Source organism: Bacillota bacterium, from assembly GCA_040754315.1.
Lineage (GTDB): Bacteria > Bacillota > Sulfobacillia > DUSP01 > JBFMCS01 > JBFMCS01.
Map to the genome: position 1 here is coordinate 47877 of JBFMCS010000027.1, position 13780 is coordinate 61656.

9 protein-coding genes and 2 pseudogenes are annotated in these 13780 nt (G+C 58.3%); 4 read left to right on the forward strand and 7 right to left on the reverse strand.

The annotated features are described in order from the left end of the window. The first annotated feature begins 29 nt into the window (after positions 1–29). From AB1576_05475 to AB1576_05490, 4 genes and pseudogenes are all read left to right on the forward strand, one after another. Positions 30–779, forward strand: a complete 750-nt coding sequence (locus AB1576_05475) for a hypothetical protein (GenBank protein MEW6081218.1) — start codon at positions 30–32, stop codon at positions 777–779. A 17-nt stretch (positions 780–796) separates the two neighbouring features. Beyond that, positions 797–2647, forward strand: a complete 1851-nt coding sequence (locus tag AB1576_05480; GenBank protein MEW6081219.1) for a TrlF family AAA-like ATPase — start codon at positions 797–799, stop codon at positions 2645–2647. Then, positions 2635–3798 carry an RNA-binding domain-containing protein gene (locus AB1576_05485; protein ID MEW6081220.1) on the forward strand — a complete coding sequence of 388 codons (1164 nt, stop codon included), beginning with the start codon at positions 2635–2637 and terminating at the stop codon, positions 3796–3798. The genes AB1576_05480 and AB1576_05485 overlap by 13 nt, the downstream gene beginning before the upstream one ends. 39 nt (positions 3799–3837) lie before the next feature. Further along, positions 3838–4717, forward strand: a pseudogene (locus tag AB1576_05490) (DNA methyltransferase). Positions 4718–4777: 60 nt separating this feature from the next. Here the strand turns inward: AB1576_05490 and AB1576_05495 are convergent. The 7 genes and pseudogenes from AB1576_05495 to AB1576_05525 all read right to left on the reverse strand — a co-directional run bounded on the left by AB1576_05495 (position 4778) and on the right by AB1576_05525 (position 13737). Beyond that, a pseudogene (locus tag AB1576_05495) lies at positions 4778–5080 on the reverse strand (trimethylamine methyltransferase family protein). 10 nt (positions 5081–5090) lie between these two features. Next, positions 5091–6533 carry a trimethylamine methyltransferase family protein gene (locus tag AB1576_05500; protein MEW6081221.1) on the reverse strand — a complete coding sequence of 481 codons (1443 nt, stop codon included), beginning with the start codon at positions 6531–6533 and terminating at the stop codon, positions 5091–5093. 215 nt (positions 6534–6748) lie between these two features. Continuing rightward, a complete protein-coding gene (locus AB1576_05505) occupies positions 6749–8194 on the reverse strand; it encodes a sigma 54-interacting transcriptional regulator (GenBank protein ID MEW6081222.1) in 1446 nt (481 codons plus the stop codon). Between the two features lie 273 nt (positions 8195–8467). Continuing rightward, positions 8468–9574 carry an amidohydrolase family protein gene (locus tag AB1576_05510; protein ID MEW6081223.1) on the reverse strand — a complete coding sequence of 369 codons (1107 nt, stop codon included), beginning with the start codon at positions 9572–9574 and terminating at the stop codon, positions 8468–8470. Between the two features lie 13 nt (positions 9575–9587). Beyond that, the gene (locus AB1576_05515) at positions 9588–10928 is read right to left on the reverse strand and encodes an aspartate aminotransferase family protein (GenBank protein MEW6081224.1); all 1341 of its coding nucleotides are present in this window, start codon (positions 10926–10928) and stop codon (positions 9588–9590) included. 13 nt (positions 10929–10941) lie between these two features. Then, entirely contained in the window at positions 10942–12279 is a 1338-nt protein-coding gene (locus AB1576_05520) for a glutamine synthetase family protein (GenBank protein MEW6081225.1), read from the reverse strand. 93 nt (positions 12280–12372) lie between these two features. After that, on the reverse strand, positions 12373–13737 hold the full coding sequence (locus tag AB1576_05525) for an amino acid permease (protein ID MEW6081226.1): 1365 nt from the start codon (positions 13735–13737) through the stop codon (positions 12373–12375). Positions 13738–13780: the final 43 nt, after the last annotated feature.

Below are 13780 nucleotides of genomic sequence, written 5' to 3' on the forward strand. Positions count from 1 at the left end.
AAAGAAAATGCGGTAGGGAGTAGAAAGCCATGAATGAGAACACATCCTTTTTCGTTCACGGAAGTCGATGGGTGCGGGCTGATTTCCACCTGCATACTCGGCGGGACAGAGAATTTAAAGACACAGGTTCCGAGAAGGATTTTGTGGCACGATACATTTCCGCGCTGAAGCAAGCGGACATCCGCGTTGGCGTTATCAGCAACCACAACAAGTTCGACCGGGAGGAGTTCAAAGCACTCCGAAAGGCGGCAGAACAGGAAGATATCTATCTAATGCCCGGAGTTGAGTTGTCGGTCAAGGATGGCCTTAATGGTATCCACACTCTCATAGTCTTTCATAAAGATTGGATCGATAATCCCGAAGACGCCGATCACATCAACGGATTTCTCGGACTTACCTTCGCCGGTCAGGCAAACTACGACAACAACAATGCCCGATCTAACCATGACCTGCTGGAGACCCTTCGCGAACTGGACAAATTTGCGAAGGACTACCTGATCATCTTCGCCCATGTAGAGGATGACAACGGTCTCTGGGGAGCATTTAAGGGTGGGCGAATCACTGAACTCGGCAAGAATGACCTGTTCCGTTCCCGCACAGCGGCTTTTCAAAAAGTGAGAACGTGGGACAAACGTGAGAAAGTCAAAGGGTGGCTTGGGGACTGGTATCCTTCGGAAGTGAAGGGATCAGACCCCAAAACATTGGACGAAATCGGGCGCGGCGAACAGACCTTCATTAAGATGGCGCTTTCACCTTTGAGGCGGTCCAGTTTTCCCTAAAACCTGGAACAGATCGTTTGTCCGACAAGGTCATTACGAAGCAAAATCACTCCTGGATACGCTCAGTTGCCTTCCAGGGAGGAGTATTGGATGGAAAGCGGTTTAACCTTTCTGATGAGATGAACTGCTTAATTGGTATTAGAGGAAGTGGAAAGTCCGCCGTTCTTGAATGCTTGCGCTTCGCACTTGAATTGCCGTTACCTGAATCCGCAGAAGAGTTGGACCTCAAGTACAAGCAGGATCTTGTCCGGTTCGCCCTCGGCAGCGGCGGAAAGGTCGTGGTCGAGGTGGAAGACGCACAAGGCCGGCGTTACGAAGTCCGCCGGATCCTGAACGAACGAGCGGATATTTACTTTGATGGGAAGTTACGACCCGGCGTGCGCATGCCTTTGGAGAATCCGCTGTTTTTCGGCCAAAAGGAACTGGTGAAAAGAGGCGAAGGTTCAGAGCGTGAGTTGGTGGAACGCTTGCTGGGTTCCAAACTCGATGCCGTTCGCCGAGAGATTGATGCTCAACGCCGACGGGTGCTGGATGTGATGACGAATTTCGATAAATTGAAAGGCCTCGATGCACAGGAGCAGGAATACCAGAGCAGGAGGAAAAATGCAGAGTTTCATCTTGGGCTTTTCAAACAGTATGGTGTCGAGCAGCAGCTTCAGCGTCAGGTGGAGTTCAATGCGGATGTGACGCATGCCAGTCATGTTGCCGATACCGTGGATGCATTTGTCCGGGCTTTCGATGTATTTCTGAAGGAGCAAGAATCCGAACTGGCCGCGCTGCCCAGGATTGAGTCCAAAGAAAACGCAGATGTCATCGCGGACATCAACGCTATCCTTGACCGGATACGAAAGGCGCCTGGCAGTGCCCGGAAGGTTCTCGCCGAGACGCGCAACGATGCGCGCGCTTTGCGGGAAAAACTGGGGGAACTTGAGCGTCGCCGCGAGACGCTCAAGGACGATTTCGCGTCACTTGAGCGGAAACTGAGCGAGCAACTCCAACAAGTCGGGGGCGTCAATATCCGGCCGGACGATTTTGTAAGACTCAACACCGAATTGCAGAAAGCCAAACTGGTGCTCGAAGAAATAGCGAAGAGCCGTGCACGAAAGAACGCCCTTCGAGATGAGCTTTTGAAGGAGCTGAAGCAGCTTTCCGACCTGTGGCATCAGGAGTTCAAGCGAATCGAGATGGAAATCAAGAAACTCAACGAAAGCCAGACTGCGCTTCAAATTATTCCACAATATAAGGGCGACAAGGTTGCATTCCTGAAAGAATTGCAGAATCACCTCCGCGGCAGCAAGCTTCGAGAAGCAACCTTGAAGGGTGTGCTGGATTCACACGCAGATTTCATCTCGGTCTACGAAGCATTGGGTGCGATTTGCAGCAACCTCGGTGATTCGGGCGATGTATTTCGGAGGTATTTCGATGAAGCCAGGGCAGCTTTGCTTACCTGGCAGGTGCCGAACACCTTCCTGATCAAATATCATGGAAAGGAACTACGCGATCACTCGCTGGGGCAGAGGGCATCAGCACTGATCCTCTTCATCCTGAGCCAGCGCGACAATGATGTAATCATTATCGACCAACCTGAAGATGACCTGGATAACCAGACCATCTTCGAGGACGTCATCAAACTGGTGCGGGCGCTTAAGAAGGGAATCCAGTTCATCTTCGCGACACACAACGCCAACTTCCCCGTACTGGGCGACGCAGAACAAGTAGGCGCTTGTTCCTTTGCCGGTCGAAGCGCCGGCATCCAGGTTGGGAGCATTGACGAGCCGGGAATACAAAAGGCCATCGTATCCATCATGGAAGGTGGACGTGAAGCCTTCACTAGGCGGAAGGAGATTTACCAGCTATGGAAGCAATAGAACTTATCGAGTTGATCGCACGCGGCGAGGACAGCCGAACTCAGTTTAAGAAGGGGCAAGATGTCACCAATGCCCGATCGCTGGCTGGTGAAATAGTAGCCTATGCAAACAGCAAGGGCGGAAGAATCTTGATCGGCATTGACGATGCCGGCTCAGTTAGCGGCTTGTCGGCTGACGACATACGAAGGATAAATGAACTCATTTCAAATACAGCGACCGATTGTGTGCGTCCTTCCATCAACCCTGAAACCGAAAATATCTCTGTCGGTGGGAAAGTGGTCATGGTGGTCACTGTTCCTGAAGGCATCTCGAAACCATACGCCGATAATGATGGTGTGTTTTGGGTAAAGTCAGGAGCGGACAAGCGCCGGGTGACTTCCCGCGAAGAAGTCCAGCGAATGCTACAAGGCGCCGACCTGGTTCATGCGGATAAAGTGCCCGTCGATGGAACCACCTCGGGAGACATCGATCTGGAGCACTTTGGCGCCCTTTTTTCGGAGCTATATGGTAAATGCTTTGACGAAACGGGAATCTCACTTGGTCAACTGCTAAACAATCTCGGTCTGGCACGCGACACAAAGCTCAATCTTGCCGGACTTATGCTTTTCGGACGCAATCCTCAAAGGCACCGCCCTGCTTTCGTCATCAAGGCGGTATCCTTCGTCGGTAACGATCCCGCCGGTGAAAGATACCGGGACAGCCAAGACATCGGCGGGTGCTTGCGTGATCTGTACAAGGAAACAATCTCCTTCCTCACGCGCAATCTGCGGCGAGTGCAGAACGGAAAAGGCTTCAATACGGAAGGAGATCTGGAAGTGCCACCGGCTGCCTTGGAAGAGCTTGTCGTCAACATGCTGCTACACCGGGACTACTTCATCTCCGCTCCATGGCGTGTATTCATGTTCGACAATCGGATAGAGCTAATCAGCCCGGGAGCTTTGCCGAACAATATCACCGTAGAGAATATCAAGAACGGTGTGTCGGTTATCCGCAATCCACTAATCGCTTCCTTTGCAACCAAAGCAGATGAGCTCCCTTACCGCGACATCGGCACGGGCATCCGACGGGCGTTGGCAGCCGTCCCCGAACTGGAGTTGGAATCGGATCATGAACGTAATCTTTTCATCGCACGTATTCCACGAAGAGAGTAGGGAACTGGAGTTTGCGGGTGGCTAATCGCAATCAACCACATAATCAGCAGACGATGTTTAACACGGACCGACCCGCGACCCGGGACCCGTGACCTGCTGGGCATTACGTTCCCGAATGAAGAGGAGCGGCATAAGCATTTCCTTGGCCTTCTGCGCGCAGGCTTGCAGGAACTGCGGGAAAAACTGTCCCTTCCCTTTACGAGTGTCGAGGATACCTTCAACCGCCTAAAATCCCTGCAGCATTGGCCGCTCGGTGCAGCCGAGGAAGTCCGCGAACTGGCCCAACGCATCGCTCACGCCTCATCCTCGACCCGTGATTCGGGACCCGCGACTCGCGACATCCTCAGCATTTATAAGGACGAGGTGGGCTTCCCGCACGGCAGTGACGAGGACATCCTGGCGCTCAGTGATCCGCCGTACTACACCGCCTGCCCGAAGCCTTGGGTGAGCGATTTCATGGCTCACTGGAGTAATGAGCAACAAGGACTGAGGACTGAGTCCGAGGAAAATACTCAGCCCACAGCACTCGGCCAGTCCTACCATCGCGAGCCGTTTGCGGTGGACGTAAGCGAAGGGAAAACTGACCCCATCTATAAGGCACATTCGTACCATACGAAGGTTCCGCATCTGGCGATTGTTCCGTCCATTCTCCACTACACGGAGCCGGGCGGCATCGTATTGGACGGGTTCTGCGGCTCGGGCATGACGGGCGTGGCCGCCCAGTGGTGCGGCACGGCGCCGGAACAGTATCGGCGGGAGGTGGAAAGCCGTTTCGAACAGCAAGGACATCTGAAACCCACTTGGGGCGCGCGCCGGGCGGTGCTCAACGACCTGTCGCCCGAAGGCACCTTCATCGCCGCCAAACTATAACCTGCCCTTCGACGTCCGCGAGTTCTCCCGCGCGGGAAAACACATCCTCGATGTTGCTACGTTCATCTTGATTCTCACGGAAATCTGATCCAGGATTCTGTATGTTCAGGCAGTCTGAGCCGGGCCCGAAGAACACCCTGTGTCCCTCCACGGGCATCACGCGCTGCCCGTCACGGTTTGCCAGGGTAACCCTCTTCGGGACGGTTGCCAGTGCCCATTCAATCAGGCCGGAGGGTATCCGCACCAGGTTTCCACCGGTAACGCCGGCGCCGCGCTGCCTCAGCATGTCCATGGCCTCCTGGAGGTAGAGGCGCACACCCGTCCTCCAGGATCTCCAGGGCTCCCCAGTGGAGCCTATGGCACTGCCCGTCAGACAGGTACCGGAAGTGAGGCGTGCGGAAGGAATCCTCATTCATTAGGGGTTAAACACGGTTCTGCTTCCCTTCGAAGGTCTTCTCGTACGCATCGCCAATGGCGTCCAGTTCCCTCACCGTTTCTTCCCCAAGGCCTGCCCCCTCGCCCGAGAGGATGGTCCTCAGCCGCTTGCCGATCCTCGCTGAAAGGGTGGGACCCTCGCGTTCCGCCCAGACGCTGTAGGGTGTCCTGTCAAACAGGCTGGGTAGCCAGCACTCGTCGCGGAAGTGATCGAAGGTATGATCGGTCTGGAGGAAGTGGCCGCCCGGCCCCACCTGTCTCATGGTCTCTATGGCCAGGGTCTCCTGGTTCACGGCGATGCCGCCGGTGAAACGCTTGACCATGGAAATGATCTCGTTGTCCAGGACTAGCATGGGCAGGGAGCCCACCATGCCAGCGCTCATGTACCCGGAGTCATGGATCAGGTCCGAGCCGCAGAGGGCTGCCGAAATGATGGACAAGGTTGCCTCCGCCCCTGCCTGGCTGTCAAACCTGTTAGAATCAGTGCACCCGGCGGTGCCAAATACGGGGAGCCCGTAGTACTTGCCCAGCTGCGCTGCGGCGAAATGCATCAGCGGGAGTTCAACGCCGCCGTAGATGGATATGCCTGACCGCATGTCCATGGATGAGGGTATTAGCCCGTAGATAAAGGGGGAGCCCGGCTGCTTCAGCTGGTGGAGCACGAGGCCTGTCAGGGTTTCCGCATTGGCCATGGCAAGACACCCCGCCATGGTTACCGGCGCCGTTCCGCCGGCTATAGCCCCTGAGGCGTAGGTTACGGGAATGCGATGCTCGGCGCAGAACAGGAGGCTCGAGAGGGACTCCTCGGAGTGCCTGAGGGGCGATGTAGGCTGGGTATAGATCACGTAGAACGGCCTGCTGGAGAGTTCCCTTGGGCTGCCCCGGACGGCAGCCCCCATCTCCCATATGGCCTTGGTTGAGGAGAGCGAGGTTGTGGTGGACACGAAGGGCTTGCGGCAACCACATATCATGGACTTGGCGCTGTAGACATCGGTGAGGAAGGGGTTGACATCCGACGGCAGCGCCAGTGACATGACGAAGTCGATGCCCTCAAGGGCCTCGCAGACCCGGGCGGAAATGGATACATCGCTGAGGGTGGCCCGGCGCACATGCCCGGTCTGGACATCCACGAAGTAGGGAAGGTCCGAACCCGGCCCAAAGTAGATGCGCCCGGCTCCCAGCTCCAGCGCCGCCGTTCCCTCCCTGTCAAAGATGGTGAAGCCTGAGGGGGCGGTGTAAAGGCTCTGTTCAACCAGTTCCCCAGGAATGAACACCCTGCTTCCCTTGACCGTGGCCCCGGCATCACCCAGCAGTGCGCGGGCCCTCTCGTCAAGGAGCTCCATGCCGGCCTCCCCCAGGATCTCCATGGAGGCGACATGGATGAGCTGCAATGAATTCTGGTCCAGCACAAGGGGCATTTCATTGAACACCACTGCACATCCTTTCCCCAGGTATCAGAGGTACGCGACGCAGGCTGCGTGCAGCCAAGTCCGCACTCAGCCAACTGCCATTGCAAGGTCTGTGCCAGTGGGAGCAGATCAGCGAAACCCTGCTCTATGAGGTGCTGGGGAAAGGTCCGGAAAACCTGGGGCTGGGGGACGCTGGATTCCGAGACACTTGTCCGAGGAATCAGCACCTGGCTGGGCTAGTCCTGCAGATCTTGATCCGGCCCGCAGAGGCCATGTCGCCTGATCTTGGACCATAGGGTCTGGCGGGGTACCCCGAGGAGGCGAGCCGCAGCTGAGATATTCCCGCCGCAATTGGCGAGGGCTCGAACCAGTATCTCCCTTTCATATGTACCTATCATGCCCCTAAGGCCACCGGGATCTCCCCGCTGTGCCTTCTTGACCCCGCCAAGGTGGTCCGGCCAGGAGATGTACTGGCTGGAATAGGTGTGTCTCCGGAGGAGCGAGAGGTGCTGTGGCTCGATGACATCTCCCTCAGCCAGGGCTGCGGCACCCTCCAGCATGTTCTTGAGTTCCCGGGCGTTCCCCGGCCAGTTGTGGGTCAGGATAAGGCGGAGCGCCTCGGGTGATACCTCCTTACTGTGGCCAAAATCTGCGGCGCACAGGTCAAGGAAGTGTCTTACCAGGACGGGGATGTCCCGCTTCCGGTGGCGAAGGGGAGGCAATTCCAGGCAAATCACGGCAAGGCGATAGTAGATGTCCTCCCTGAGCAATCCCCTCTTGATGGCTTCTCCCGGGGGAATGTTCAAGGAAGCCACGACCCTGACATCCACCCTCGTGGATGTGGTCCCCCCCACGCGCATGAGGTTCTTCTCTTCGAGGACCCTGAGGAGTTTGGCCTGGAGGGAAAGGGAGGCGGACGCCAGCTCGTCAAGGTAGAGTATCCCCTTGTCAGCTAGCTCGAAGAGCCCAGGCCTATCCTGGGCGCCCGTAAAGGCGCCGCTCTTGGTCCCAAATAGAGCAGCCTCCAGGAGGGTCTCCGGCAGTGCCGCGCAGTTCTGGAGGACAAGCGGGCCGGCCCTCCGGGAACTCTCGGCATGGATGGCCTTGACGAACACCTCTTTGCCCGTTCCCGTCTCCCCATATATCAAGACCGGGCTTTCAGCCTTTGCCGCCTGGCGCCCAAGGGCCACAACCTGCCTCATCCGGTCATCACAGGTTACTATCGCATCGAAGCCCTGGCGGGACCCGCAAATACCGTGAGCACCAGCCGGTTTCCTCCTGCCTCCAGAGATCTGGGCCTGGAGTTCTATCATCCTGTCAGAGATCTCCCAGGCTGCCCTGACGTCATTGGATATCTCAAGGGCACCCCAGATCCCGTGTCTTCCCATGACGGGGTAACTGGAGTTCACCGTTGTGATTACCCTGCCGCGGAAGTTGGTGAGGGTCTGGGTTAGGTTCTCCACCGGCCTCCCTGTCCTCATCACCTGGAAGAGCACGCTCGTGTCCTCGGTAAGGGAGGGATAGATATCAAGGATGTTCTTGCCCAAGGCATCCTTGGGGTCAAGGCCCTCGATCCTGCCGCAGGCCTCGTTGTAGAGGACAGTCTCGCCTGATCTGTTGATGACGTGGACGCCCTCCTGAAGGCCCTGGGAGAGTATCTGGAGAATGCAGAGTATAGGCACGTCTGGACCGCCAATCAAGATATCACCGTCTCTAGGAAATAAATGACCAAGGTATCTACCCCTGGCCCTCTTAAGCAAACGGCCCGCCGGCCCGGGGCCTCCTGGATTCCTGTTCTTGCTCTTGCCCAGCATTGCCCCGGGCTCGTCCCCCACAAGATACAGTACGCCGGAGGAGCCGGGCATTCCTTCTAGAGCGCCATGCCCGGCTCCTCCGGCATTGTCCAGGGACCCCCGGTCTTTCCATGGTGGTCCCAGGCGATACCCTGGTGAAGGTCAGGGTTTGCTGTCCTTAAGCCCAAATACCCTACGCGCAGTGCCAGCCATTACATCCCTGGCCACTGCGAGCGCCTCATCCTCCTCCAGGAGGCCCCGTTCTACTATCTCCCCGAGGACCCGCCCCAGGCACCGCCTAGCGGTCACGGCAGCGTACCAGTGCAGGTCTGGGATGATGAAGCCGTCTGAGCCATACATCACCTTGCCCAGGGGAGCCATGTCCATTAGCGAGGCAATGCCCCTGCCAGCTCCCAGGGGGACAAAGGGTATCATCTCAGATACGTCCAGGTAGAGATTGGGGTACATGGCCAGGAGATAGCCAGCCTCGAAGCTATAGGGATAGCCCCCGTGCACCATCACTATGGTGGCCTTCTTGAACTCGGGGTCGTCAAGGACCTCCTTCAGGAGGAGCGGGTTATTCTGCAGGAGGTCTATATTGGATTCGCCGAAGGACGCGTGAACCTGGAGGGGCAGCCCATACTCCAGGCACTTTCCCAGCGTGAGACAGAAAAAGTAGTCACGATAGGGCTTGGGCTGTCCCGCATCGTAGGCCTCCTTGGCCTCCCCGCGCGTTGTCCGCCTTACTCCAACACCCGTACGGTAGCCGATTATGGTCTTTACCGCCACAACACCCTGATGCCTTGCCTCCTCCAGGGCATCCAGGAGTGCGCGTTCCGTCTCCTCGAAACCCTTGCGTTCATTCCAGCCTTCGTCCAGCACCCCTTCGATACGGAAAACATAACTAATCCCTGCCGGGACCAGGGCCTCGAAGGCCTCAAGGCTCACAGAGGCAGGCTTGTAGCCGAGGTCAACCACCAGGTGTTCGATGCCGCCGTCCAGGAAGAGGTCCTGGACGAAACGCTGGTAGTCGCCGTTGGCCCTCGTTGCCCGGGCCCCCATGATCTCCGCAGGGGATCCGCTGGTCCCGAGGAACCTGGCCATCTCTTTCAGATAGGCCTTGTAGACAAGGGTGTTCTCGAGCTGGTCCCTGGGCATGTCCTCAAGGCTGAGGGACAGCGTCTTGGCCACATCCACATCCCGAGGTTCCACCTGGAAGAGATGGCAGTGGGCGTCCACCGCGGGGAAGCCCCTAAGGTCCAGTTCCATCATAACCTCCTCCTTACCACCCGGCCCAAGCTGCGACCTCTTCGTCGCTGACGCGCCCTGCCTCCACATCAGCCAGGGCTTCGTCCAGGTACTCCAGCCCCTTCTCTGCCTCCCCTTCGCTCATCACCAGGGGAGGCGTAATCTCCAGCACATTGGAGTGCACCCCCACGTAGAAGAGGACTAAGCCCTTCTCAAGGGCCCGGAAGCACACCTTGGCGGTCTCCGCGGCTGCCGGTTCCTTCGAGACCTTGTCCTTGACCAGCTCCACTCCCAGGACCATGCCCAGCCCCCTGACATCCCCGATTAGGGGGTGATCGGCGGCCATGTCAGCGAGCCTTCCCTTGAGGTACTCGCCCAAGCGCCTTGCCTTGCCTGCCAGGTCCTCCTCCTCTATCACGTCAAGGGTGGCCAACCCCGCCGCGGCGCTCATAGGGCAGCCGCCTGCGGTGAAGAGATGGCCCGCGGGCACTGCATCAAGGATAGAAGCGCGAGCCAGCACACCACTGATGGGCAGGCCGGAACCCAGGGGCTTCCCCAGTACCACGACGTCAGGTTCGAGGCCGAAGTGCTCGAAGCCGAAGAACCTCCCAGTGCGGCCGAGGCCTACCTTCACCTCATCCAGGACCAGGCATATGCGGTGCTCCTGGCACACCCTCTGGAGGCCTGTCATGTAGTCGCCTGGGGGTACCACATCGCCGCCATCGCACTGTACAGGTTCGATGATGATGGCAGCTGTGTCACCGGGGGGGCAGACTGAGGCGAAAACATGCTTCTCCAGGAAATCCAGGCATTCCAGGGAGCAACTGCCCCTCTCGCACCCCAGGGCGCACCGGTAACAGTAGGGGTACGGGACCTTCACTACCGCTCCTGAGCCCACGAACCGGGCTTGAGCTGTGTGGCCCGACAGGGACAGGGAGCCCCCTGTCTGCCCATGGTAGGCGCCGAAATACGAGACAATCCTGCTTCGCCTCTGAGCGATGGGAACCAGCTTGGCCACACAGTCATTGGCGTCAGAACCCGACAGCCCAAACCATGCCTTTTTTTCAAAGTCCCCGGGCATCTTGCCTATAAGGCGTTCAGCCAAGGCCACGGTGGGCTCTGAGACCACGCTGGTGTAGGATGCGAAGGTGTTCTTGGCCGCCTGGCGGGATATGGCCTCCACGATCCTGGGATGGGAATACCCGGTGCTAGCCACGGACCAGTTGGCCGTGAAGTCCACCAGCTCCCGCCCCTCAACATCCACCAGTATAGAACCGTGCCCCTTGGCCACGGCCAGCGGGTGTAGCCGTATCTTCATGCACTCCCCTATTGACTCCTTGTCCCGGGCCAGCAGGCTGTCAAGGGCTTGGCCCACCGAGCTCACCCCCTCAGAAGACCTCTGCGTAGTGCTGTACCTCCCAGGGCGTTATCTGCGAGTTGTACTCGTTCCACTGGAACACCTTTGCCAAGACGTACTCCTCTACCAGCACATCACCCATCTTCTCGCTGAAGAGCGGGTCCTCGCTGAGCGCCCTGGCCGCCTCGGCCAGGGTCTCCGGGAGGCGCCTGATGCCCCTCTCCTCCTTCTCCTGGCCCGTCAAGTCATGGGGGTCAGTGAGGGTCGGATCGCCTGGGTCTATGCGGTTTTCAATGCCGTCAAACCCGGCTACAAGGAGGGCTGCCAGTGCCAGGTAGGGATTGCATGCCCCGTCGATGGGCTTGAACTCAAGGTTCACGGTCTTGTTCTCCCGGCCCTTCTGCCCCGAGACCACCCTCACCGCGGCCTCCCGGTTGTCCGGCCCGTAGCAGGCGTAGGCTGAAGCCCAGTTGTGGGGCACCAGGCGCTTGTAGGAGGTCACGATGGAGGCCGTGAAGGCACACAGGCCCCGGATGTGCTTCAGCACCCCCCCGGTGAAGTAGCGAGCCATCTCACTCAGGTTGAAGTCCCTGGCGGGGTCGTAGAAGAGGTTTGTGTCGCCATCCCAGAGACTTACATGAAGGTGAGCGCCGCTTCCAGCTCGGCCAGGGAAGGGCTTGGGCATGAAGGAGGCCTTAATGCCATGCTTGCTGGCCACCCCTTTCACTGTCTCCTTGAAGAACACCTGGTTGTCGGCGGCCCTGAGGGCCTCGTCGTAGCGGATGATGAGTTCCTGCTGCCCAGGCCCGTATTCCGGGTAGTGCTTCTCCACGACCATTCCCTGGCTCTCCAGGGCCCTCGTAATCTCCAAGACCACCTCGTGGGTGTTGTTCATGCCGGGTGTGGCGAAACACAGGCTGCTGTCAAAGGGAAGGACCTCTCCCGAATCACCTGTCTTCATGAAGTAGAACTCATTTTCGTAGCACGCGTTGACCCTGTATGGTGACCCGGCAAGCACCCTCTTGAGGACGGACCGGGCACACAGTTCAAGGGGCTTGTGGTTCAAGTCGGTGAAGTCGCAGATAAGGGCTGCTGCACCGGGAGCGTAGGGCAGGATCCTGAATGTATCCAGGTCCGGCTTGCCCCTGACCTCCCCCACACACCCGTACCTGGAGCCCGGGACGAGGGTGTCAAGGGCGCTGAAGACCGGCATGACCCTGGCGAAGGCATGCCCCGAATCCAGGTCGCCCTCAAGGCTGTTTCTATGGGCGGAATAACCCCTGGTGACTCCATCGTTGTCTATGTACAGGAAACGAACCAATTCGATGCCCTGTTCCTCGACGATCCTCAGTATGTCTGCCTTGCTCACTGGATTCCCTCCAGACCTAGCGAGAATTGGCAGGAGAAGGACGGGGCGAAGCAGGGCTTGTAGCCCCAGCCTTCACCCCGTCTCCGCTTGATCTCAGTATTCCGGGGCCTTATCGACGTGCTGCTTGCCGTAGGCATGGTAGTAGACGGCCAGCGCTGCCACGAAGATGAGACCGTAGAGGATAGCCACCTCGGCCCCCTTGAAGGTACCGTACATGATGATGCCCACCCCAACGAAGCCGATTATGGGGAAGAGCGGGTATAGTGGCTGCTTCCATGGCAGTCCCTGGATCTCCTTGGGGTAGCGTGAACGGTACAGGACTGATGAGATCATGTTTAGTGTCCAGGTGACGGCCCAGCAGAACACCAGGAGGAGCGAGAGCGTGACGTAGACGATGTCTGGGTTCCTGGACCCCACTAGCACCAGTATCACGCTGATCACCCATACCAGTATTGTTGCGAAACCTGGTACCCTGTGCTGGTTGACGTGGGAAAACACCTGGGGCAGGATATGGCTGCGCCCCATGGAGTAAAGGAGACGCGGGGCGGCGTACATCGTGCCTCCAATCAGGCAGGTGGCCGCGGCCAGCCAAGCGGCTATGTTCAATATGGTGGCTGCTGCAGGGCCAAAGGCCACCTCAGCTGCCGTCGTGAAGGGGGACTCCACAACACTCATCTGCTCGTAGGACGCCAGGCCGAACATGGCGGCCATAGCCAGTGTGTATACCACCAGGAATGTGATGGAGGCATACATCAGCCCCCTGGGGAGGTCGCTGGGGTTCTTGGCCTCACTGCCGGCAGTGGCCAGTGTACATGCTCCCATGTAGGCGTAGGTCCCATAGGCCAGGGCCGGGAAGAACATGCCCCAGCCGCCGGGGTTGAAGGGTACGTAGTTGGCGGAGTCGAAGCGTCCCCCGAAGAGCCCCACCAAGGCGAAGACTGCCATGATGGCCACGAGAACGAGAACCATGATGAGCTGCGTTCTTGCGGCCATGATGACACCCATGTAGTTCACGATGGCGAAGACTGTCACCCAGATAAGAGACCATAGCACGTAGGAGGTTTCCGGAGTGCTGCTCAGGGGGATGAACCAGTGGCTTATGAAGCCGATGGCAAGCCCAACTGATCCACCGGCGATCACCCAGCCGGCGGCGTAGCTCACCCCTGAGATGAAGCCAGCGAGGTCGCCCATGAGTCGCCTGTTCCACACCCAAAACGAGCCTGCGTCAGGCATTCCCACTGCCATCTCACCATGGGAAATCATTATGCAGAAGAGGAATAGCCCGGCGGCTAAGTAGGAAATTAGGGCCATGGGCCCAGCCATCTGAGCTGCAGCGCCCATTAGCATGAAGATGCCGTCCCCTACAACGGCTCCAACACCGATTGCCCAGATCTCTCTCAGGCCAAGTGCCCTGACAAGAGGTTGGGTTTCCAGGATCTGAGGTTCGCTTTGGGACATCTACCTCACCTCACGCGCATGGATTTTCCCCCGCCCTGGGGGG